Raw genomic sequence first — 21829 nt, forward strand, 5'->3', positions numbered from 1 at the left:
GACTGAGCTGAGTTTCGCCACGCCGAGAGCGGGGCACGACCGCCGCCATGAGCTTCGACGTGGACACGGCTGCCCTGCGCAGCGTGGCCGACGACCTCCACGCCATGGCGGCGGCGATCCCGTCCGCCCTGACCTACGCCGAGTCGCACGTGCGGGCCCCCACGGGGGGCGTCACCTTCGACAACATCGTCGCGGAGCTCGACCGCGCGCGGGAGGACCTGCGCGCGGCGTACGCCCCCGACGGCCCCGTGCAGTCCTACCTCCAGGGCGCGGGCGACGCGCTCGCCGCGAACGCCGACGACTACGACGCGACCGACCTCGCCCAGCGGGCCGCGTACGACGCGCTGCTGAGCCAGATCACCACCCCGCTCGACCTGGCCGAGGCCTTCGACCCCGACGGCGAGACCGCGGGCATCACGACGGCGGACCTGACCGCCGAGCTGGCCGCGCCGGGCGACTTCTTCGAGGGTCTCGACGTGTGGGGCGACATCCTCGACAACACCAGCTACGTCATCAGTCTCACGTGGGCCATCGACGCGCTCCTCCAGATCCCGCTGTTCGCGCACATGCCCGACCCCACGCAGAGCCTCCGCGACACCTTCGACGGCGACTGGACGACCATCGGCACCGCGGCCCTGTCGCTGGCCGAGCTCAAGGACTTCTTCGAGCGCGCCGAGGCCGAGCTCGCGGCCTCCGTCCTCGCCGTCCAGCCGAGCTGGTCGGGCAACGCCGCCGACGCGGCCTTCACGTCCTTCGCCGGGTTCTGCGAGGTGCTCGCCTCCCACCAGAGCGACCTGGGGCGCACCAGCCAGGGCTTCCACGGGTTCGCGATGGGCATGCGGATGCTCACCGACGCCCTCTGCAGCCTCATCGACTGGCTCTTCGGGGTGTTCATCGAGTGGGCCGGCTTCGACCCCGCGGACATCCTGCAGGCCATGCGCCGTGGCACGAGCCAGATCCTCAAGTGGATCACCGCCGTCGCCAAGGCGATCGACCTCATCTTCCTCATCATCGACCTGCTGTTCGCCCTCGTGGCGGTCTTCCCGCTCACGCTCGGCCAGATCAACACCTACCCCGGGCTCGCCGTCCCCCACGGCGACGCGACGACGTTCACCCCCTCCGACGTGGACGGCCCGTGACGCGCCCCGACGACGGGTGGCGCAGCCCGGTGGCGGGCCGCCTCCCCGCCCGGGCCACCTCGGTCCCGGCACCGCCCCGCACGAACGTCGCGGCGGTCAACGAGCACATCGAGGCGCACCTGCCCCGCGCCCTCTCCGCCTTCCGCTCCGAGACCGGCCGGCTGCCGAAGCTCGACTCCGGCCTGCCCGGGGCGCCCCGCCGACGGTTCGACCCGGTGGCGGAGGTCCTGCGGCGCACCGACGACAGGGAGCTGCACGCGCTGGCCGTCGCCGTACGCCGCGGGGAGGCCGACGAGCGCGAGCTCCGCCGCCACCCGGTCTTCGTGCGCACGATGCGCGTGGTCGCGGCCGAGCGCCTCGCGGCCTACGAGGGCCTCGAGGTCCCGACGCCGCCGTACCAGCCGCCGCCCCGGCCCGCCGGGGCCGCTGACCTCCCTCGCTAGCCTCGGGTCATGACCGCTCCTGCCCTCGCCGGACTCGTCACGCTCATCGTCGCCCCCGACGCCGGCCCCGCGGACCTCCCCGGTGACCTTCCCCCGTTCGTGGGCGCCGTCGCCGTCGACGACCTGCTCCTGCCGACGGTCCGCGAGCACGCGCCCGGGCTGCCCGTCACGGTGGTCGGCACCGGGGGTGCCGCCCAGGTCGCCGGTCCGCTCGGCCTGGCCGCCCGCGCCGGCCTGGTGCTCGCCGGCGTGCGCACGACGTTGCGCGACGCTGCCGACCCGGCGGGCAACGTGCGCCGCGTGGTCGCCGCGCTCGACCCCCTGCGCGACGACGGCACCCTGCCCGAGGACGTGCCCGTGACGGTGGTGCTCCCCACCGGCGTCGGCGGGTACGGCGCGGAGGCCGCCCTCGACGAGATCGGGTACGCCGACCTGGTCGTGGGCCTCGACGCCACCCGGCCGGAGGTCTGGACGGCCCTCGTCGACGCAGCGCTCGACCGCGAGGTCGCCACCGAGACGGTGCGCGGCGACCGCGACCCCGTCGCGGTGCTCGCCGCCGTGCGGTCGTGCCTCGACGGCGAGCCCGACGAGGCCGCCCGGCTCCTGGCCGGGAGCGCCACCGCGGCCTGGGCCGCGTTCGACGCCGCCACCCTCGAACGCACGCGCCGGTGGTGCCGACGCGTCGACGTACCGGCGCCGCAGGTCGCCGACCGGGTGGCGGCCTCGGCGGCAGTCACGGGCTGAGGTCCGTCAGAACGCGGCCTGCGGGTCGAGGCCCGTGCGCAGGCGCCACGCCGTGAGCGCGAGGACGAGCCCGGCGCGGTGCCCGGGGTCGTCCAGCCGCACCCCCAGCAGGCGCTCGATCCGCTCGAGCCGGCCGTAGAGCGACTGCCGCCGGATCCCGAGAGCCTCCGCGGTCGCGGCCTTGCTGAGCCCGTGGCCGAGGTAGGCGTCCAGCGTGCGCAGCAGGGCGGCGCCGTGGGGGCCGTGGGGGCCGTGCGCGCGATCGGCGTCCACGAGCGGGCCGATCTGCTCGACCACGAAGTCGGAGAGGGCCTGCGCGTCGGTCGCGCCGGTGAGGAGCCGCTGCACCCCCAGGTCGCGCGCGAGCACGACCCCGGCCGGGCCGCCGTGCCGGCGGGCCAGCCGCACCAGGTCCCGCGCGTCCTCGAGCCGGGCCGCGAGGGTGCCGGCGTCCGGGTCGGGCGTCGTGAGCGCCACCCGCACGTCGGCCTCGTCGTCGACGGCCGGGCCGAGGTGCCCCGACAGGCGCGCGGCCAGGTCCTCGAGCCGACGGCGCAGCACGCTGGTGTCGCCGCCCGGCGCGAGCCGGACGACGCCGACCACGTGGGTGCCGAGCACGCCCGACACCAGGGCGACGCCCTCGGCGCAGGTCTGGAGGGCGGCGAGCAGGTCGGTGGGCGCGACCGCGGGGCCGGCGTCGAGCGCCAGGGTCGCGAGGGGGTCGCCGGGGGCGACCCGCAGGCCCGCGTGGCGGAGGCGCGCCAGGACCTCCGCGGTGGAGACCAGGCCGCCGGCGTGGAGGTCGGTGACCAGGGCCTGCTCGACCGACGCGTGGCCGCCGACGTCGGCGTGCCGACCCAGCTCGAGGGCCACGGCGACGGCGGCCTCGTCGGCGGTGCGCCGGCGCAGCCCGTCCTCCTCCGCGCGGAGCACGAGCACGGCGCGGACGCCCCGAGCCCCCGCGACCGGCGCCGTCGTCGTCGCGTCGGGCGCCGCCACCGTGCGGATGCGGCTGCGCTCCACCAGGCGCCCCGCGAGGTCGTGCAGCTCGACCTGGCAGCCCGCCGCCCGGGCGACCTCGTCGAGGAGCGCGGGCAGCCCGGCCGCCCGCACGACCAGGTCCACGAACCGCCGCGCCACCGTCTCCCCGCCGCCCGGCGCGGTGCGTCGGCGGACCACGAGCTCGTGGAAGTCCTCGACGTGCCGCTCGAAGGGCACGACGGTGCCGGCGCCGAGCACGAGCAGCACGAGCCCGCGCTCCGCGGCCCGGCGCTCGAGCGGCGCCGGCACGTCGAGGAGCGAGCGACCGAGCTCGAGCCCGAGGGCGACGCACCCGGCGGCGACGAGCTCGTCGACGTACGCCGCGAGCTGCGCGTCGCTGCGCCCGTGGAGGCCCAGGCCGGTGGTGAGCAGCAGCTCGCCGCCCCCGAGGAGACCGCCCATCTCGTAGACCTCGGAGGAGTGCACCCAGCGCACCTGCGCCGCGGCGACGTCGCCGCACCGCACCTCGGGGGCGGCGGCCAGGAACGACGGCAGCCGCAGCACCTCCTGCAACGGGACCACCGACGTACCCCCTCTCCCGGCATCGGTCACCGGTCGGACCGTCCACCTTGTCACCGCTCACCGGTGACGTTCCGTCCCTTGGGGCCGGGCGGCCCATCCCACCAGCATGGGCGTCGCACCCACAAGCCCCACCGGGCGGACGGCCCGGCAACTGCGACGACGAGGTGGACCCGTGGACGACGACCGGCAGTTCCTGAAGCACGCGATCGCGGAGGCCCGCACCGGCTGGGAGGAGGGCGGCGTGCCCATCGGCGCCGCGCTCGTGCACCGCGGCGAGCTGCTCGCCACCGGCCGCAACCGCCGCGTCCAGCTGGGCAGCGCGATCCGGCACGGCGAGACCGACTGCCTCGAGAACGCGGGCCGCCAGCCTGCGCGCGTCTACCGCGAGAGCGTGCTCTACACGACGCTCTCCCCCTGCTACATGTGCGCCGGGACGGCGGTGCTCTACGGCATCCCGCGGATCGTCGTCGGGGAGAACCGGAGCTTCCAGGCCTCCGAGGACTGGCTGCGCTCCCACGGCATCACCGTCGACGTCGTCGACGACGCCGAGTGCCGCGAGCTGATGGAGCGCATGGTGCGCGAGCGTCCCGAGGTGTGGGCCGAGGACATCGGCGAGGAGGCGTGAGCGCCTCGCTGGAGGAGGGCACCGGCACGGCCGCCCCGGTCGTCGACCCCGACTACCCCGTCACCCCGGTCCCGCTCCACGCCCGCAAGTCGTTCTTCTCGCTGGCGGTCGTGCTGCTCGGGTTCACCGTGTTCACGCCGACGATGCTCGCGGGCGCCGAGCTCGGCAACGCGTTCCGCCTCGACGGCCTGCTCGGCGTCATCCTGCTGGGCTCCGCGATCCTCGGCGCGTACGTCGCCGTGCTCGGCTGGATCGGCGCCCGCACGGGGCTGACCACCGTCGTGATGGCCCGCTACGTGCTGGGCACCGCGGGCTCCCGCTTCGCCTCGTTGCTGCTGGGCGGCACGCAGGTGGGCTGGTACGGCGTCATCATCGGCACCGTCGGCGCGCTGACCGCCCAGGCCTTCGGCTGGGAGTCCTACGCCGCGGAGGCGACCGTCATGGTGCTCGCCAGCGCGCTCATGTGCCTGACGGCCTGCTACGGATACCGCGGCATGTACTGGGTGTCGCTCGTCTCGACGCCGCTCATCCTCGTGCTCGCGCTCTGGGTGCTGCAGCGCTCGCTGGACGAGGTGGGCGGCTGGAGCGGCCTGGCCGACGTCGAGCCGGGCGGCTCGATGACCCTCGCGGTCGCGGTGACGACCGTGGTGGGCACCTTCGTGTCCGCCGGCACCCAGACCCCGAACTGGACGCGCTTCGCCCGCCGCGGCCGGCACGCCGTGCTCGCCTGCTGCATAGGCTTCCTCGTCGGCAACGGCCTCATGATCTTCTTCGGCGCCGTCGGGGCCATGACGTTCGGCGAGGGCGACTTCGTGCTGGTGCTCTACCAGCTCGGCCTCGTGGGCTGGGGCCTGTTCCTGCTCTTCGGCAACCTGTGGAAGTCCAACGCGGACACGGCCTACGCCTTCGGTGTCGCCGGCGCCGCGATGTTCGACCGGCCGAGCAAGATCCCGTTCGTCGTCGGCGGCTCCGTGATCGGCACCGTGCTGGCGCTGCTCGGGGTGCACGAGCACCTCGTCGACTACCTCGTGCTGCTCGGGATCTTCGTGCCGCCGCTGGGCGGCGTCATCATCGGGGACTACCTCGGTCGCTGGCGGGCGGGCATGCCGGAGGGCGCGGTCCTGCCCCGGGTCGACCTGCCGGTGCTCGGCTGCTACGTCGTGGCCAGCGCGCTGGCGTGGGGCTCCGACCACCTCGGCGTCGGCATCCCGCCGGTGGTCGGCATCCTCGCGGCCGCCGCCCTGGCGTACGTCGTGGGTCGGGCCCGCGTCACGCGCGCGGCAGCTCGACGCTGAAGCACGAGCCGCGGCCCAGCTCGGACTCGACCGCGACGCGGCCGCCGAGCCGCTCCACCAGCCTCCGCACGATCGTCAGGCCGAGACCCGACCCGGACTGCTCGAGCGCGGCGGGGTTGGTGGAGCGGAAGAACTCGGCGAAGAGGTGGCGCTGGTCGCCCTCGCTGATCCCGATGCCGGTGTCGTGCACCTCGATCCGCACGTGCGCGGCGTCGGCGACGACGGCGACCCGGATCCGACCGCCGTGCGGCGTGTACTTCACGGCGTTGCCGACGAGGTTGGACAGCACGTGGCCGAGGTCGGTCGGGTCGGCCAGCACGAGCGGCGCGTCGTCGGGCACCTCGAGCCCCAGGTGGATGGACTTGGCCTCGGCGGCGACCTCGACGGCCTCGACGGCCCAGCGGGCGGCCGTGGCCACGTCGCAGGGCGTGGCCGCCGTCGCCCGGGGCGCCTGCGCCTGGGTGACGACGAGCAGGTTGTCGATGGTGCTGCCCATGAGGTCGACGCCCCGGCGGATGTAGGCGGCGCCGTCGAGGTCGCCGTCGGCGGGGGCCGCCATCAGGTCGAGCGCCGCCGAGATGGTGGTCAGCGGCGTGCGCAGCTCGTGGGCGAGCGTGGTGATCATGCGGCCGCGGTACTGCTCCAGCCGACGCAGCTCCTCGGCCGCCCGCCGCTCGACGTGCCGGGCGCGGGCCGCGAGCACGACCTGGCCGAGGTCGTGGCCGAGGTCGAGCGCCGTGGTGCGCTCGGCGTCGGACCACGGCGGGTCGTCCGGACCGCGGAACACCGAGAACGCACCGAGGCAGTCGTCCCCCGCCCCGACCGGCGCCAGCAACAGCCGGGACAGCCCGATCCGCGCCAGGTCGACGATCCAGCCACCGAGCAGCAGGTGGGCGTAGCGGTCGTCGGAGAGCTCCACGACGCGGTCCAGGTCGTCGGCCGCGAGCGACCAGGTCTCCTGCGTCCGCCAGCACTCCCCCATGACCCGGCGGATGGTGGGCTGCAACGCCTCGGGCACCGGCGGCAGCCGGCTCGGGATGGCGTGGAGGGCGTCGGTGCCGGGCACGCCCTCGTAGATCCGGGTCTTCACCGCCCGCGCACCCATCGCCCGGAGCAGCTCGCTCTCGGAGGCGGCCAGCACCGCGCCGGGGTCCTCGGCGGCCACCGCGGCCCGCACGGCCGCGCGCGCGGCCGTCGCCCGGCGGCCCTGCTCGGCGGCGCCCCGGTCGTCCGGACCGACGGTGTCCGCCACCCAGAGGAGCGCGTACGCCGCGAGGCCCGCCACCTCCTCCACCGAGCCCCCGTCGGCGAGGGCGTCGGGCACGCGCCGTACGACGGCGGCGTCGAGGAGCCGCTCCCGCACGGCCGCCGGGACGGTGCCGCGCACGGCGGCGACCCGCGCCCCGCGGGGGTCGTCCGTGTCCTCGACGACGAGGAGCACCCCTGACCCAGCGTCCATGTCTCCTCCGACCCCCCGTCACTCGCCCCACCATCGGCACGTGGGGGTGAGGCCTGAGCAGGATCATGGAGCAGATCGCCGCGCGGCGCAGCGGATCAGCCGGACGGTCGGGACGCGGGCGGGCGCGCGGGGGCCGCGAGCCACGAGGGCGGCGCGACGATGCGCTCGACGCGGGCGCGGGAGCGGTGGGTCGCGAACAGCAGGGCCGCCGTGCCCGTCGCGATCATCGACCCCATGACGATCGCCAGGTAGGCGCCGTGCAACGACGAGTCGAGCGGGGCGACGACGCCCGCCACGACCGACACGAAGAGCACGCCGAGCGCGCCCAGGCGGTGGAGGCGGAGCGGGGCGAGGAAGGGGACGACCCAGAGGAAGTACCAGAGGTGGACCACGGGGCTGAGCAGCACCATCACGCCCATGACGGCGGCGACCGCGGCGACGGCCCGCTCTCGGCGGCCCGTCGGCCAGCGGAGCGCCACCCAGCCGGCGAAGGCGATCGCGGCGACGTTGCCGACGAGGCGGGTGATCTCGAGGAACGTCGCGGGCGGGGTCCCCAGCCCGGTGAGCGTGGCGACGTCGTCGAGCGCCCCGCCCACGACCGTGGGCAGCGACAGGGGCGTGTTGACGGTGCCGGGCACCGTCAACGCCTCGATCCAGCCGAGCCCGACGCCCCAGGCGAGGCCGAGGGCGACGAGGCAGGCGACCGAGATCGTCGCGACCGCCGCGAGCCGGCGCAGCCGCTGCACCAGGGTCGCCGCCAGGGGGAGGCCGACGAGCGCGACGGCGATGCAGACGAGGCCGCCGGGCGCCTTCACCGCGGCGGCCAGCCCGCCCAGCACGGCGCCGAGCACCCACGACCGCTCCGCGGCGACGACGAGGGCCGCGGCCATGAGGCCGACCATGGTGAGGTCGTTGTGGAGACCCCCGGCCCCGTTCGCGAGCATGAGCGGGGACGCGCAGACGATCGCGGTCGCGAGCGCGGGGTTCACCCCCGCCCAGCCGGCCATCCGGGGCACGGCCCAGGCGAGCAGCGCGAGTCCGGCGAGCGCCGCCAGCCGGTGGATGACGACGAGCACCCACGGGTTGCCGGTGACGGTCGCGGCGAGGTCGCCGATGGCGAGGGGCAGCGGGCCGTAGGGCGTCACCGTGCCCATCCACCGCGGGTCGACCGCCTCGACGACGGGACCGCCGAGCACGTTGGGCCCGTAGAGGTAGGGCGACGCGTCGACGTTGGTCATCGTGCCCTGGGCCGCGTACGACCAGCCGTCCCGGCTGAACAGCGGGGGCGCCAGCAGCAGGGGCGCGCACCAGAGGAGGGTGCAGTAGCGGACGCGGTCGACCGCGTCGTGCGGGTCGGTGCCGTCGCGGGCCACCGCGCGGCACAACGAGAGCCACGCGGCCCCCAGGAGCCCGAGGCCGAGCATGACGAGGGCGAGACCCGCCATGCGACCGACCGTGGTGGCCCGGGCGTCGGCGAGCAGCTGCAGCTCCATCACGGGCGCCGAGCGCGGGATGGTGGAGACGACGAAGCCCCCGACGAGCACGAGCGACGAGCCGAGCACGCCGCGCGCGATCATGGCGGGGGACAGCACCGGGGCAGGCTAGGCAGGACGGCGCGCCCGCTCCCCCACCGTCGCCCGACCGCGCGGCGACGAGTCCGTGAACATCCGCGCTCAGGCCTCCGGCAGCAGTCCGGCCACCAGCGCGTCGACGACGGCGTCGGTGGGCGTGGCGGGGTCGATCGACACCGTGAGGCGGTCGAGCAGCAGCCCGTCGACCGCGTGGTGGAGGAGCGCGATCTCGGCGGCCCCGCCCGGCAGCCCGGCCTCGGCGTTGTAGGCGACGTCGGCCGCGAACCCCGCGGTCAACGTCGCGCCCATCAGCTCCGCGACCTCGGGCCGCCGTGCGGACTCGAGACGCATCTCGAACCAGGCCAGCGCGACCTCCCGCGAGGCCGTCATGCGCGCGACGACGTAGCGCAGGTGGGCGGCGTACGACGCGCGGCCGGGCGGCGCCGACCGCAACCGGTCGACCACGGCGGGGTCGGGCGCGATGCGCTCGCCGATCCGCGCGACGACGCCGGCGAGCAGGTCGCTCCGCGAGCGGAAGTAGTTGGACGTCGTGCCGGCGGGCTCCCCCGCCCGCCGGTCGACCGCGCGGTGCGTCAGCCCCCGGGAACCCTCGTCGGCCAGGACCCCGATGGCCGCGTCGGCCAACCGCGCTCGACGCCCTCGGCATCGAGGCCGACCGCGCCCGCTTCGACACGGTCCTCATGGGCTGGAGCACGTACGCCGCGGGCTTCGCCCACACGCGGGACCCGTACCCCCACCTGCGCCAGGTCGCCTTCTCCCGCTCGCACACCCAGGCCGACGCCGCACCGGGCGTCACGGTCACCGACGAGGACCCGGTCCGCGTCGTACGGCGGCTCAAGGAGGAGGACGGGAGCGGCATCTGGCTGTGCGGGGGCGGGGTGCTCGCCGCAGCGCTCGCCGACGAGATCGACCACCTCGTGCTCAAGGTGAACCCGCTCGTCCTCGGCGAGGGACCGAGCCTCTTCGCCGGGCCCTACGCGCCCCGCCACCTGCGGCGCACGCGGGTCACGCCGTACTCCTCCGGTGTCGTCGTCACGGAGCACGCCCGGGCGTGAGAGGGTCGCCTCCACACGCGCCCCCCGGGGCGCCCGGGAGGGGTCGCCGGAGAGGGAGCTGATGCGTCGACGGATCGTCGGGACGGTCACGACACTGGCGGGCGTCGCCCTGCTCGCCGGCTGCAGCGACGAGATCCCCGACTTCACCCAGGCCCAGGTCGCGGACGCGGTGGCCGAGCAGGTCGGCCGGTCGGCGACCGACCCGCCCTCGCCGATCTCGTGCGGGGGGCTCGAGCCCGAGGTGGACGCCCGCACGACGTGCACCTACGTGCTCGGCGACCGCACCCAGGACGCCGACGTCGTGGTGTCGGCCGTCGACGGCACCGAGGTGGAGTTCCGGGTGGACCCGGTCCGCACCTACCTGACGACCACGCAGCTCACCCCGCTGGTGATGCAGGAGCTGACCGACGAGGGCGGCGCGGGCGAGGTCACCTGTCTCGACGACCTCGACCTCGAGCTGGGGATCCGCGTCTACTGCACGCAGACGACCGACGCCGGGCCCGTCGACCTCGCCGTCACCGCGCGCAGCGGCGCGACCGACCCCGTGAGCCTGGACATCGCGATCGACGACCGCGACGCGAGCCAGAACGGGCAGTGACGCGCCCCTGCTCGTGACCCTTCCCCTCCGCCGCCGGGTGCCATAACCTGACTTACGGACCCGGCGGGCGGAGGAACGAGACGTCATGGACAAGGACTACTGGCAGCGGCGGCACGACCGGATGGACCCCGAGACGGCGTACGTCGAGATCTACCGCGACCTGAGCCAGCACGAGTTCTGGTGGGACATGGTGCAGGCCCTCAGCTTCGCCCTCTTCCGCACCTACGCGGTGCCCAGCATCGGCGGGCTGCTCGACGCCACGGGCGAGTTCACCGAGCGTCGCCAGCAGCGCTACGACGACACGGTGCTGCTGCTGGACGCGCCGTTGGTCCACGGCTTCGAGAGCCCCGAGGGCCGCACGGCGGTCCGGCGCATCAACCAGATGCACCGTGCCTACGACATCAGCAACGACGACATGCGCTACGTGCTCTCCACCTTCGTCGTCGTGCCGAAGCGCTGGATCGACGACGTCGGCCGCCGTCCGCTCTCCGAGGTCGAGCTGCGGGCGAGCGTCAACTACTACCGCGCCCTCGGGCGCCACATGGCGATCCGCGACGTGCCCGCGACGTACGACGAGTTCGCCGACCTCATGGACTCCTACGAGGCGGAGCACTTCGCCTTCTCCCCCGCCTCGCGGCGGGTGGCGGACGCGCTGGTGGAGCTGGCGACGACGTTCTACCCCCGCCCCTTCGCCGGCGGTGTCCGGCTGTTCGTGCTGGGGATGCTCGACGAGCCGCTGCGGGAGGCGCTGGGCTACGACGACCCCGGACGCGTCGTGCGCCAGGGCGCCCGCGCCGCGCTGAAGGCGCGGGCCCGCGTGCTGCGGGCGCTGCCCCCGCGGCGTCGGCCCAAGCGCGCGCAGGACATGCCGCGGATCCGCAGCTACCCCGGCGGCTTCGACCTCGCCGCCCTCGGCACCTTCCCCGCCCGCCCCGGCGGCTGCCCCGTGCCGCACTGAGGTTCGTGCGTCGAGTTGGGTCGTACGCCGCGGCAGGCGCGTCGAGGTGGGTCGGACGGCGCGGCAGGCGCGTCGAGTTGGGTCGAACAGCGCGGCAGGCGCGGCGAGGTGGGTCGGACGGCGCGGCGTAGGCGTCGAGTTGGGTCGTACGGCGGGCGTCGAGTTGTCATGTCGCCGCGGTTGTCCCCAGGCGGTACGGCGCTGGGTGCGGCCGCGTCGAGAACTGTCGGTGGTCTCGGGTTGAGTGGTGGCCATGACGGGGGTCAGCTCAACTGGGGACGCCGATGGCTTCGGGCCACCGGTGCCGGAACCCCCTGCCGAGTTCCTGGTCGATGCGCCGGAGCCGGACTGGTTGGAGCACGCGTTCACCACGGGTGAGTGGCCGGTCGAGGCGACGCTGGGGTGCCGGATCGTCGCGAGCGACGAGGAGCGGTACGACGCGCCAGGGCCCCCGAGGGAATCGGAGCCCGGATGGACAGTGCCGGGTGTCGACGCGGGACACCCGTTGCTCGAGGCGATCCGGACGGCGACGGACGTGCTCGCTGCCGATGGCCGCACCGGGCTCGGCTGGTTGAGCGCACCGCAGACCGGCATCGCGCTGATCGACGCGCACCGGTTGGTTGCGCGGGCCTCCGCGCTGGTCGCGGTACTGGTGCAGCACGCGGACGAGGTCGAGCTCTATCGGGAGAACGGTGCCTCCACCGCCGCGGTGTGGCTGGCCAACGCCACGGCCATGACCCGACGCGACGCCTACCGGTTCGCGCGGATCGGTGAGGCCATCGCCGGCGACACGAGCCGCTACCGGACCCACCTCGCACCGGCGTGCGAGACCGGTGCGGTGGACACCGAGCAGGCCGACGTCATCGTCAAGGCCCTCGCCGCGCTACCCGACGACCTCGACCCCGACCTGCGACTCCAGGCCGAGAAGACACTGGTCGGCTTCGCCGTCGACCACGACGCCCGCGCCCTACGCGCAATCGGGAAGAAGATCCTCACCGTCATCGCCCCCGACATCGGCGAAGCCCACGACGCCGCGCTCCTGGAACGCGAAGAACGCGAAGCACGGACCGCGTCACGCCTGAGCATCGTCTCCGACGGACTCGGCCGCGTCTGGGGACGGTTCGTGATCCCCGAGCTCCACGGCGCCATGCTCCGCAAAGCCCTCGACGCCTACGCCGCGCCGCAGCACCTCAACGCCGCCGACGACCCCGAGCGACGCTTCCAACGGGACCGGACGACCCCCGAACGCTACGGACGAGCGTTCCAACAGCTCCTCGAGATGCTCGACCACAAAGACCTCCCCAACACGGGCGGCACCGGCGCAACCGTCGTCGTCACCATGACCCTCGATTCACTCCTCGGCGGACTCGCACCAGCATCCCTCGACACCGGCGGCCAAATCAGCGCTAGCGAAGCGCGACGCCTCGCCTGCGACGCCGGCCTCATCCCCGCCGTCCTCGGCACGAAGAGCGAGGTCCTCGACCTCGGCCGCACCGCCCGCTTCCACACCAAAGCCATGCGCACCGCGATGGCCGTCAGGGACAAGGGCTGCGTCGCCGAAGGCTGCACGAGACCACCCCACCAGACCCACGCCCACCACCTCACCGAATGGTCAGCAGGCGGCCACACCAACACGAGAGACGGCTGCCTCCTCTGCGACCAACACCACCACCAGATCCACGACCCGCTCTACCTCGTCGAACGCCTCGGCACCGGCAAGCTCCGCTTCACCCGCCGCGAGTGACACGCGCGTGCCCGGGAACGACGAACGGGGCGGAGCCACCCGCGTGCGGGCAGCCCCACCCCGTCGATCGACGAGGCCCGGACCTCGACAGGTCCGGGACCGGACGTCAGACCAGGCCCTGCTCCTCGAGCCACTCCGACGCGATCGTCGACGCCGGCGACTGGTCCTCGACGCTCTGCACGTTGAGCTCGCGCAGGCCGTCGGCGGTCAGCTTGGCGTTGACCTCGTTGATGATCGCGGCCGCCTCGTCGTCGACGTTGTCGCTGGCGAGCGGCACGACGTTCGACGCGAGGAAGAGACCCTCGGGGTCGTCGAGCACGACGAGGTCCTCCTGGGCGATCGACGGCGTCGCCGTGTAGATGATCGCGATCTGGATGTCGTCGTCCTTCAGCGCCTGCACGGTGAGGGGGCCGCCGCCGTCCTCGATGGGGGCGAAGTCCACGTCGACGCCGTAGGTACCCGACAGCCCCTGCGGCCCGTTGGGGCGGCTCTCCGCCTCGGAGTTCGCGCCGAGGGTGAGCGGCACCGGCACGTCGGCGAGGTCGGCGGCGGAGGTCACGCCGTACTCCTCCGAGAACTCGCGCGTCACCACGTAGGCGTCCTGGTCGGTCGCGTCGGACTGGTCGAGCACGCGGAGCCCCTCGGGCACGGCCTCCTCGAGCGCGGCGTAGACGTCGTCGGCGAGACGGGCCTCCGTGTCGGGCTCCCAGTACTGCAGCACCGGGCCCGTGTACTCCGGGAACAGGTCGATGTTGCCCTCCTCGATCTCGGGGAGGTAGGTCTCGCGCTGGCCGTTGCGGAAGTCGCGGGTGACGTCGTAGCCACCGTCCTCCAGCGCCTGCGCGTAGATCTCGGCGATGATCTCGTTGGAGTAGTAGTCCTGGGACCCGACGACGATCGTGTCGCCGTCACCGCCTCCGGCGGCCAGCGGGTCGGAGTCGTCCCCACCGCCGCACGCCGAGGCGAGCGCCAGGGCGGGGACGAGGGCGAAGGCCGCGCTCAGGCGGCGGCGCAGGGTGGTGGTCATGACGTCCTCTCGGTGGGGCTCTGCTCGGGAACGGTGGAGATCGGGCGCGCATTCCCCGCACGGGCGGAGGTGCGCGGGGTGACGAGGCGCTGCACGAGGGCGAGCACGCCCTCGAGCACGAGCGCGAGGGCGACGACGAGGAGCGCGGAGGCGAGCATGACGTCGTACTCCCGCGCCTTCAACCCCGCGAACAGCAGGCGGCCGAGGCCGACGTCGGCGGTGTAGGCCGCGAGCGTCGACGTCGCCACCACCTGCAGCGTCGCGCTGCGCAGGCCGCCCACCAGCAGCGGCGCCGCCAGCGGCAGCTCGACGCGGCGCACGACCTGCGCCTCCGTCATGCCCACCGCGCGGGCGGCGTCGATCGTCACGCGGTCGACGGACTCGACGCCCGCGTAGGCGCCGGCCAGCAGCGACGGCACGGCGAGCACGACGAGCGCGACGACGGGGCCGGTGAGGCCGATGCCGGTCGCGAGGGCGACCAGGGTGAGCAGTCCGAGCGTGGGGACCGCGCGCGCGGCGCTGGCCGCCAGCACGACCGCGGTGCGTCCCCGACCGGTGTGGCCGACGAGCACCCCGAGCGGTACGGCGATGACCGCGGCGATCCCGACCACGAGCCCGGAGACGAGGAGGTGCTCGACGAGGCGGGTCGCGGCACCGCCGTCACCGGTCCAGTTGCTGCCGGTCGTGAGCCAGCGCCAGGCGTCGACGAAGAGGTTCACCGCGGCGCCTCCTCGTGCTTGCCGGCGCTCGCCAGCTGCGGCTCCGCGAGCACCGGCGCGTCGTCACGGACCCGCTTCGCCCGAGCGCGACCGACCGATCCCCGCGTCCACGGCATGAGCAGCCGGCCGGCCAGCACGACGAGCCCGTCGAGCAGCACCGCGAGCGCGACGATGAGGACGATCCCGGTGACCACCTCGAACCGGATGCCGCGCTGGAAGCCGTCGGTGAAGAGGGTGCCGAGGCTCTGGATGCCGATGACCGCACCGACGCTCACCAGGCTGACGGTGCTGACCGTGATGACCCGGACGCCGGCGAGCAGCACCGGCCCGGCGAGCGGGAGCTCGACCCGCCAGAACGACGACCACCGGGTGTGCCCGACGGCGGCCGCGGCGTCGAGGGTCGTGGCCGGCACCGACGCGAAGGCATCGGCGGCCGAGCGGACGAGCACGGCGACGCCGTACACCGTCAGCACGACGATCATCGTGGCCGACGAGCGCAGCGGGGTGCCGATCAGCACCGGCACGATGATGAAGAGCGGCAGGGAGGGGATCGCGTAGAGCAGGCCCACCCCGACCAGCACCGGGCCGCGCAGCCCCCGGCCGTGCTGCGCCGACCAGCCCAGCGGCACCGCGATGAGGAAGCTCGCGACGACCGCCGGCACGCTCAGCGCCAGGTGGGTGAGGAAGAGCTCGATGACCTGGGGATAGTTCTGGGACAACCACTTCACGCGCCGGGGACCTCCCCGCCAGCGGCCCCGCCAGCGGTCCCGCCAGCGGCCCCGTCAACGGCCCCGTCGAGCACGCCGACCGGCCTCCCGTCGGCGTCCACCACGAGACGCCGCCCGTCCTGCTCCCGCACGCGCAGCTGCCGCTGCCGGCTGCGCAGCCCCAGGAAGTCCGCCACGAAGTCGTCGGCGGGCGCGGCCACGAGCTCGGCCGGCGCGCCCCGCTGCGCGACGACCCCGCCGGCGCGGAGCACGACGACCTCGTCGCCGAGCCGCAGCGCCTCGTCGACGTCGTGGGTCACGAAGAGCACCGTCTTGCCGAGCTCGGCCTGCAGCCGCCGCAGCTCCGCCTGCAGGTCGGCGCGGACGATCGGGTCGACGGCACCGAACGGCTCGTCCATGAGCAGCACGTCGGGGTCCGCGCCGAGGGCACGGGCGACGCCCACGCGCTGCTGCTGGCCGCCCGAGAGCTGCCCCGGGTACCTCCGCCCGAGCGCCGGGTCGAGGCCGACCACCTCGAGCAGCTCCGCGGCCCGGGCGTGGGCGGCCCGCCGCGTCGCCCCCTCGAGACGCGGCACGGTGGCGACGTTGTCGAGCACGCTGCGGTGGGGCATGAGCCCGCCGGCCTGCAGCACGTAGCCGATCGAGCGACGCAGCCGCACCCGGTCCTGATCCTTCACGTCGCGGCCGTCGACGAGGACGGTGCCCGACGTGGGATCGACCATGCGGTTCACCATCCGGAGGAGGGTCGTCTTGCCACACCCGGACGACCCGAGCAGCACCGTGGTGCTGCGCTCGGGGACGACGAGGCTCAGGTCACCGACGGCGACCGTGCCGTCGGCGTACTCCTTGCGGACCGAACGGAACTCGATCAAACGGCTCTCCCTCTCGAGGCGCGCGACATGGAGTCTGGCAGGCGGCACCGACACCCGGACAGGTTCGACACGGTCCCCCCACCCGGATGGGTGCGGGACGCGTGGGGGCGGTCACGCGTGCAGGTCGGCCAGCGCGCTCTCGATGGCGCGGTGGAACGTGGGGTAGGCGTAGATCATGCCGCGCAGCTCCGCCACGGGGACCGCGGCGTGGACGGCGAGGGTGAGGAAGCCCTGGATCTCGCCGCCGGCGGGGCCGACGACGGTCGCCCCGACGAGCACGCCCCGGTCGGCGTCCTCGACGACCTTGACGATCCCCGTCGCTCCCGGTCCGTGGGTGAAGCCGCGCGAGGACTGCTCCAGGGGCGTCGAGCCCACCCGCACCCGCAGGCCCGCGTCGCGGGCGGCGGCCTCGGTGAGGCCCGCACCGGCCACCTCCGGGTCGGTGAAGGTGGTGTGCGGGAGGGCGTGGTAGCCGGCCCGCGGCCGATCCCCGTCGCCACCCTCCGCCAGCACGTCGGCGAGCGCGATCCCCGACTGGTACATCGACACGTGCGTGAACGCCCCCTTGCCCGTGACGTCGCCGATCACCCACAGGCCGTCGACCTCCGCGCCGTCGGCGTCGAGCGCCCGGAGCCGGTCGTCGACGTCGAGCACGCGCGCCGACGGGTCGAGGCCCACGGTCTCCAGGCCGAGGTCGTCGAGGTTGGGCGTGCGGCCCGCCGCGACGAGCAGGCGGTCGGCCTGCACCTCCTCCCCCGTGTCGAGGCGGAGGGTGACCTGGCCGTCGACGTACGACGCGTGCACGGCCTCCACGCCCGTGAGCACGCGGATCCCGTCCGCCACCAGCGCGTCGGTGAGGATCGCCGCCGCCTCCGGCTCGTCGCCGGCGAGGATCCGGTCCCCGTGCTGCACGACCGTCACCCGCGCGCCGAAGCGCGCGAAGACCTGCGCCAGCTCGACACCGATCGGGCCGCCGCCGAGCACGACCAGCCGGCCGGGCACCTCGGTGGCACGCACGGCGTCGCGGTTGGTCCAGACGGGCACGTCCGCGAGGCCCTCGACCGGGGGCAGGGCCGGGCGGGTACCGGGGTTGAGCACGACACCGCGGCGAGCGACGTACGTCGTGGTGGAGCCGTCGTCGGCGGTGACGACCACCCGGCGGGGCCCCTCGAGCCGCCCGGCGCCGCGCGCCAGCCGGCCGCCCGCGTCCTCGAGGCGCTGCACGGCGGCGGTGTCGTCCCAGCCGGCGGTGGCCTCGTCGGAGATGCGCTGCGCGACCGGCGCCCACGAGGGTGTCACGACGACGTCGCCGGCGAGCTGCGAGGCGCGGTGGGCCTCGGCGAGGGCGTCGGCGGCGCGGAGCATCATCTTCGAGGGGATGCAGCCGTAGTAGGGGCACTCACCGCCCACGAGGTGCTTCTCGACCGCGACGACGTCGAGGCCGGCGCGCGCGGCGCCCCCGGCGAGCGCCTCACCACCCGGTCCGGTCCCGACCACGACGAGGTCCACCTCGTGCACGTCCGACTGCTCACTCATGGGCGCCAGCATGCACCCCGGCACCAGCCGGGGCGCGGGACCGTCACGCCGCCGCGAGCCCCAGGTGCACCGCCAGGCCGAGCCCGGCGACGCCGATGGCCCAGCGCAACGGGGTCTCGGGCAGCACCCGCACGACCTGCGGGCCGACCCAGCCACCCACGAGCGCACCGGCGGCGACGCAGCCCGCGGCCGACCAGTCGACGGGGGCCAGCACGGCGTAGACGACCGCCGCGACGGCGTTCGCCGCGCTCGTCGCCAGGTTCTTCACGGCGTTGGTGACGGCGAGGGGCTCCGTCGTGCGCACGGACAGCACGGCGAGCATGATGATGCCGGCAGCGGCGCCGAAGTAGCCGCCGTACACCCCCACCGCCGCGACCTGCGCGCCCGGCACCGCACCCGTGTCGAGGGGACCGCGGCCGCGACGCGCCACCCAGGCCCGCATGCGGTCGCGGGCGAGCAGCAGCACGGCGCCGAGCGCGACGAGGCCCGGCACCACCACCTCGAAGGTCTCCTCGCCGCCGAGGAGCAGGAGCCCCGCACCGAGGGTCCCCCCGAGCGCGGCCCACGCGCACAGCACGGCCACCCGCCGGCCCTGCCCGGCGAGCTCGCGGCGCGAGCCCAGCGCCGTGCCCACGCCGTTGGCGAGCAGCGCCGTCGTGTTCGTGACGTTCGCGGCGAGCGGCGGGAGGCCGGCGGCGAGGAGGGCGGGGTACGACGCGAGCGAGGCCAGACCGGCGATCGAGCCGCACAGGCCGGCCGCGACGCCGGCCAGGACGAGCAGGAGCGCCTCGGTCACCGGTCGTGCTGGTCGAGCCGGGCGAGCAGCGCCTCCAGCACCGTCACGACCCCGGCCTCGGTGTGCGCCGGCGCGAGGTGGGCCGCGCGCTCCTTGACCGTCGGGTGGGCACCCGCCATCGCGAAGGACGCGGCCGCCTCGTCGAGCATCTCGAGGTCGTTGAGGTAGTCGCCGAACGCCGCGGTCTGCGCCCGCGTGACGCCGAGCGCCTCCTGGAGGCGCCGCACCGCAGCGCCCTTGTGGACACCGGCGACCATGACGTCCGCCCACTTCGTGCCCGACACGACGACCTGGTGGTCGCCGGCGAAACCGGCGAGCGCGTCGGCGACGACCTGCGGGTCGTGCGCGTCGTTGATGGCGACCTTGACGATCTCGTCGTCGACCGCGCCGAGGTCGTCGACGAGCTCGCGCGCGGCGTAGTAGCGGTCCACCTCCGCGAGGAAGGCCGGGTCGTCACGCTCGACGTACGCCGCCCGCTTGCCGCACAGCACCACCCCGGCGTCGCGGTCGGCGACCACCTCGCGGAGCGTGCGGACGAGGTCGGCGACCACGGCGGGCTCGATCGCCGTGGACGACACCTCCGCGCCGTCCCGCACGACGTAGGCCCCGTTCTCGGCGATGAAGACCATGCCGTCCGCGGCGCGGTCGAACATGCGGCGCAGCGTGGCGTACTGCCGACCGCTCGCCGGCGCGAACGCCACCCCCGCCGCCGCCAGCCGGTCGAGGAGCGGCCACAGCGTGTCCGGCACCTCGCCGTCGCCGTCGAGGAGCGTGCCGTCCATGTCGACGACCGCGAGCCGCAGCCCGTCGGGCAGGACGGGCAGGTCGAGGGCGGGGCGGTCGGGGGCGGGGCGGTCGGGCGGGGTGGCGGTGTCGAGCTCGGTCACGCCCTCAGCCTCACACGGGCGCGGTGGGCGGGGCGAAATGCGTCGGCCTAGGCCCCCCGCAGCACCGCGGCGAGGTCGAGCGGCTCGCGGTCGGTGAGGAGGCGGACGTCGTCGCTCACCGCGGCGAGCTCGCCGGAGCGGATGGCGGTGTAGGTCGAGACCCACGCGTCGTACTGCCACTCCGGCGCCTCCCACCGGCGCCGCGAGGCGTAGGCCTCCTCGACCGTCTCGTCGTGGGAACGACGTGGGGCGGCCGGTCACCGCGGTGATCACCGCGGCCGCCTCTTCCAGCGTGATCGCGACGGGCCCGGTGAGCTCGTAGGTGCGGCCCGCGTGCGCCACGGGGTCGAGCAGCACCTCGGTCGCCGCGCGCGCGACGTCGGCCCGCGCGACCGCGGCGACCCGACCGTCGCCGGCGGGACCGCGGAGCACGCCGTCGTCGCCGACGAAGAGGGGCAGGACGTCGAGGTAGAAGTTGTCGCGCAGGAACGTCCAGGCCATCCCGCTGGCCCGCAGGTGCTCCTCGGTGGCGTGGTGGTCGCGACCGAGCGTGAACGTGCAGTCGGGGGCGGCGGCGGCGAACGACGTGTAGACGACGTGCTGCACCCCGGCCGCGGCCGCCGCGTCGACGAACGCCCGGTGCACGTCCACCCGGTCGGCGGTCTCGCCGGCGGACACCATGAGCAGCGTCTCGACGCCCTCGAGCGCGGCGCGCGCGGCGTCCGGGTCGGCGTAGTCGCAAGCCAGCGGGACGGCCCCCGGCAGGTTGGGCACGCGGGTGGGGGTCCGGGCCAGGAGGCGCTGCGGCACGCCGCGGCCCGCCAGGTCGCGGGCGACGAGACCGCCGACCGCGCCGGTGGCCCCGGTGACGGCGATGCTGGGCAGGACGGTGGGGTCGGGCCGGGGGGCGGAGGCTGGGGTGCTCACCCCTCCAGGGTGCCCCACGACACCCGATCCGGGGCGGCGCCGGCGCGCACGGCCCGCGGCGCGGCGTCCCACCACCGCCGGGCGGCGCGGGACAGCGCCGACTGCTCCGCGAAGCCGACCATGGCCGACACCTGGGCCAGGGGCAGGTCGGTGCCGGTGAGGAGACGCCGGGCCTCGCCGCGGCGTACCTCGTCCACGAGCGCCCCGAACGTCGTGCCCTCCGCCTCGAGCCGCCGCTGCAGCGTGCGGTGGTGGACCGCGAGGAGCCGCGCGACCGCGGCGATCTCGACGCTGCCGGTGCCGAGCGACTCCCGCACCGCGGCCCGCACCCGGGCGCTGGTGCCGCCGCCCGTGCCCGGCAGCGGCGTCTGCGCCGCCAGGTGGGCGAGCGCGAGCCGGCGCAGCGTGGCGTTCACGCCGGCGAGCCGGTGACCCGCGAGGGCCTGCGGGAGCCGCAGCACCGCCGCGGTCCCGGGCGCCTCGAAGGTGACGGGGGCGCCGTAGGCCGCCTCGTACGCCGCGGGCTCGGCCGCCGGCCGGTAGGGCAGCTCCACGCCCAGGAGGCCGTACGGCCCGCCGTGCAGGTAGGTGATGACGCCGTGGGCGAAGGCCAGGCCCATGTCGGTGCCCTGCACGAGGCCCTCGCCGGCCGGCCCGTAGTGCAGCCCCGCCACGCCCCGCTCCCCCTGCGGGTCGCCGCCGAGCCGCACGCTGAGGGAGCCGTTGTGGACGAAGAGGTAGCGCGACGTGCAGTCCAGCGCGTCCCCGAGCGTCGGCGAGTGCTGGATCGCGACCGCCAGGGAGCCCAGCGTCGTGATGTCCTGGCGGCGGGCGATGCGGAGCCCGAGGTCGGGGCGCCCGAGGGCGTGCGCGGCGAGCTCGAGCAGCTGGGCGGCCGCCTCGTCCCGCACGAGCACGTCGTCGGCCAGCAGGGCGTCGGGGCGCAGGCCGACGGCGCGGGCGTACGCCGCGGGATCGCCCCCGTGGACCGTCACCTCGTCGGCGAACCCGCGCAGCGCGGCCGAGCGGATGTAGCCCATCGTCCCTCCCAGGTGTCGCGTCAGGACAAGATCCTGTCGTACAGGGACAAGTTTCGGACGGCCCCGCGGAGCACCATCGACA

The 21829-nt window shown here is 75.1% G+C and carries 21 protein-coding genes; 9 read left to right on the top strand and 12 right to left on the bottom strand.

Annotation, left to right across the window (positions count from 1 at the left end; all coding sequences use genetic code 11):
* The first annotated feature begins 47 nt into the window (after positions 1-47).
* From QE405_RS12655 to QE405_RS12665, 3 genes are read left to right on the top strand one after another with little or no spacing between them, the layout of a single operon-like run.
* Positions 48-1139: a hypothetical protein gene (locus tag QE405_RS12655; protein ID WP_307201248.1), complete on the top strand. Its 1092-nt coding sequence runs from the start codon at positions 48-50 to the stop codon at positions 1137-1139.
* Positions 1136-1582 (top strand): hypothetical protein, encoded by a 447-nt coding sequence (locus QE405_RS12660; RefSeq protein WP_307201250.1) that lies wholly within the window; start codon positions 1136-1138, stop codon positions 1580-1582. The genes QE405_RS12655 and QE405_RS12660 overlap by 4 nt, the downstream gene beginning before the upstream one ends.
* 9 nt (positions 1583-1591) lie before the next feature.
* Positions 1592-2326 (top strand): hypothetical protein, encoded by a 735-nt coding sequence (locus tag QE405_RS12665; protein WP_307201252.1) that lies wholly within the window; start codon positions 1592-1594, stop codon positions 2324-2326.
* Between the two features lie 6 nt (positions 2327-2332).
* Here the strand turns inward: QE405_RS12665 and QE405_RS12670 are convergent, their stop codons facing one another.
* Positions 2333-3889: a helix-turn-helix domain-containing protein gene (locus QE405_RS12670; protein ID WP_307201254.1), complete on the bottom strand. Its 1557-nt coding sequence runs from the start codon at positions 3887-3889 to the stop codon at positions 2333-2335.
* Positions 3890-4061: 172 nt separating this feature from the next.
* Here QE405_RS12670 and QE405_RS12675 point away from each other — a divergent pair, with 172 nt between their 5' ends.
* A complete protein-coding gene (locus QE405_RS12675; RefSeq protein WP_307201256.1) occupies positions 4062-4514 on the top strand; it encodes a nucleoside deaminase in 453 nt (150 codons plus the stop codon).
* Positions 4511-5809, top strand: a complete 1299-nt coding sequence (codB, locus tag QE405_RS12680; RefSeq protein ID WP_307201258.1) for a cytosine permease — start codon at positions 4511-4513, stop codon at positions 5807-5809. Before QE405_RS12675 ends, codB begins: the two co-directional genes overlap by 4 nt.
* Here codB and QE405_RS12685 read toward each other — a convergent pair.
* From QE405_RS12685 to QE405_RS12695, 3 genes are all read right to left on the bottom strand, one after another.
* A complete protein-coding gene (locus tag QE405_RS12685) occupies positions 5784-7268 on the bottom strand; it encodes a sensor histidine kinase (protein ID WP_307201260.1) in 1485 nt (494 codons plus the stop codon). The two genes, codB and QE405_RS12685, sit on opposite strands and share 26 nt — an antisense overlap.
* A 95-nt stretch (positions 7269-7363) precedes the next feature.
* Complete coding sequence (gene mptB, locus QE405_RS12690) at positions 7364-8860, bottom strand: polyprenol phosphomannose-dependent alpha 1,6 mannosyltransferase MptB (protein ID WP_307201262.1); 1497 nt, start codon at positions 8858-8860, stop codon at positions 7364-7366.
* A gap of 81 nt (positions 8861-8941) precedes the next feature.
* Positions 8942-9484 carry a TetR/AcrR family transcriptional regulator gene (locus tag QE405_RS12695; RefSeq protein WP_307201265.1) on the bottom strand — a complete coding sequence of 181 codons (543 nt, stop codon included), beginning with the start codon at positions 9482-9484 and terminating at the stop codon, positions 8942-8944.
* Positions 9485-9540: 56 nt separating this feature from the next.
* On the opposite strand from QE405_RS12695, the gene QE405_RS12700 reads away from it, so the two are divergent.
* From QE405_RS12700 to QE405_RS12715, 4 genes are all read left to right on the top strand, one after another.
* Positions 9541-9915, top strand: a complete 375-nt coding sequence (locus QE405_RS12700) for a dihydrofolate reductase family protein (protein ID WP_307201267.1) — start codon at positions 9541-9543, stop codon at positions 9913-9915.
* A 61-nt stretch (positions 9916-9976) separates the two neighbouring features.
* On the top strand, positions 9977-10513 hold the full coding sequence (locus QE405_RS12705) for a DUF4333 domain-containing protein (RefSeq protein ID WP_307201268.1): 537 nt from the start codon (positions 9977-9979) through the stop codon (positions 10511-10513).
* Positions 10514-10598: 85 nt separating this feature from the next.
* Entirely contained in the window at positions 10599-11471 is an 873-nt protein-coding gene (locus QE405_RS12710; protein WP_307201271.1) for an oxygenase MpaB family protein, read from the top strand.
* A 253-nt stretch (positions 11472-11724) separates the two neighbouring features.
* Positions 11725-13215, top strand: coding sequence for an HNH endonuclease signature motif containing protein (locus QE405_RS12715; protein WP_307201273.1), 1491 nt, complete (start codon positions 11725-11727; stop codon positions 13213-13215).
* Positions 13216-13321: 106 nt separating this feature from the next.
* Here QE405_RS12715 and QE405_RS12720 read toward each other — a convergent pair whose 3' ends face one another.
* The 8 genes from QE405_RS12720 to QE405_RS12755 all read right to left on the bottom strand — a co-directional run bounded on the left by QE405_RS12720 (position 13322) and on the right by QE405_RS12755 (position 21747).
* Complete coding sequence (locus QE405_RS12720) at positions 13322-14242, bottom strand: ABC transporter substrate-binding protein (RefSeq protein WP_307201275.1); 921 nt, start codon at positions 14240-14242, stop codon at positions 13322-13324.
* Positions 14239-14961, bottom strand: a complete 723-nt coding sequence (locus tag QE405_RS12725; RefSeq protein WP_307201277.1) for an ABC transporter permease — start codon at positions 14959-14961, stop codon at positions 14239-14241. Before QE405_RS12725 ends, QE405_RS12720 begins: the two co-directional genes overlap by 4 nt.
* A complete protein-coding gene (locus QE405_RS12730) occupies positions 14958-15689 on the bottom strand; it encodes an ABC transporter permease (RefSeq protein WP_307201279.1) in 732 nt (243 codons plus the stop codon). Before QE405_RS12730 ends, QE405_RS12725 begins: the two co-directional genes overlap by 4 nt.
* On the bottom strand, positions 15686-16561 hold the full coding sequence (locus tag QE405_RS12735) for an ABC transporter ATP-binding protein (protein ID WP_307201281.1): 876 nt from the start codon (positions 16559-16561) through the stop codon (positions 15686-15688). The genes QE405_RS12730 and QE405_RS12735 overlap by 4 nt, the downstream gene beginning before the upstream one ends.
* A gap of 111 nt (positions 16562-16672) precedes the next feature.
* Positions 16673-18097, bottom strand: coding sequence for a dihydrolipoyl dehydrogenase family protein (locus QE405_RS12740; RefSeq protein ID WP_307201282.1), 1425 nt, complete (start codon positions 18095-18097; stop codon positions 16673-16675).
* A gap of 43 nt (positions 18098-18140) precedes the next feature.
* The gene (locus QE405_RS12745) at positions 18141-18893 is read right to left on the bottom strand and encodes a sulfite exporter TauE/SafE family protein (protein ID WP_307201284.1); all 753 of its coding nucleotides are present in this window, start codon (positions 18891-18893) and stop codon (positions 18141-18143) included.
* Complete coding sequence (locus QE405_RS12750; RefSeq protein ID WP_307201286.1) at positions 18890-20707, bottom strand: Cof-type HAD-IIB family hydrolase; 1818 nt, start codon at positions 20705-20707, stop codon at positions 18890-18892. The genes QE405_RS12745 and QE405_RS12750 overlap by 4 nt, the downstream gene beginning before the upstream one ends.
* Positions 20704-21747, bottom strand: coding sequence for an AraC family transcriptional regulator (locus QE405_RS12755; protein WP_307201288.1), 1044 nt, complete (start codon positions 21745-21747; stop codon positions 20704-20706). Before QE405_RS12755 ends, QE405_RS12750 begins: the two co-directional genes overlap by 4 nt.
* Positions 21748-21829: the final 82 nt, after the last annotated feature.

The sequence above is a fragment of the Nocardioides zeae genome (genome assembly GCF_030818655.1).
Lineage (GTDB): Bacteria > Actinomycetota > Actinomycetes > Propionibacteriales > Nocardioidaceae > Nocardioides > Nocardioides zeae_A.

What these genes read in the sequence shown, in the direction of transcription:
- QE405_RS12655 (WP_307201248.1), top strand. Translation starts at nt 48, where the DNA reads ATGAGCTTCGACGTGGACACGGCTGCCCTGCGCAGCGTGGCCGACGAC.
- QE405_RS12665 (WP_307201252.1), top strand. Translation starts at nt 1,592, where the DNA reads ATGACCGCTCCTGCCCTCGCCGGACTCGTCACGCTCATCGTCGCCCCC.
- QE405_RS12685 (WP_307201260.1), bottom strand. Translation starts at nt 7,268, where the DNA reads ATGGACGCTGGGTCAGGGGTGCTCCTCGTCGTCGAGGACACGGACGAC.
- QE405_RS12700 (WP_307201267.1), top strand. Translation starts at nt 9,541, where the DNA reads ATGGGCTGGAGCACGTACGCCGCGGGCTTCGCCCACACGCGGGACCCG.
- QE405_RS12705 (WP_307201268.1), top strand. Translation starts at nt 9,977, where the DNA reads ATGCGTCGACGGATCGTCGGGACGGTCACGACACTGGCGGGCGTCGCC.
- QE405_RS12710 (WP_307201271.1), top strand. Translation starts at nt 10,599, where the DNA reads ATGGACAAGGACTACTGGCAGCGGCGGCACGACCGGATGGACCCCGAG.
- QE405_RS12715 (WP_307201273.1), top strand. Translation starts at nt 11,725, where the DNA reads ATGACGGGGGTCAGCTCAACTGGGGACGCCGATGGCTTCGGGCCACCG.
- QE405_RS12720 (WP_307201275.1), bottom strand. Translation starts at nt 14,242, where the DNA reads ATGACCACCACCCTGCGCCGCCGCCTGAGCGCGGCCTTCGCCCTCGTC.
- QE405_RS12740 (WP_307201282.1), bottom strand. Translation starts at nt 18,097, where the DNA reads ATGAGTGAGCAGTCGGACGTGCACGAGGTGGACCTCGTCGTGGTCGGG.
- QE405_RS12755 (WP_307201288.1), bottom strand. Translation starts at nt 21,747, where the DNA reads ATGGGCTACATCCGCTCGGCCGCGCTGCGCGGGTTCGCCGACGAGGTG.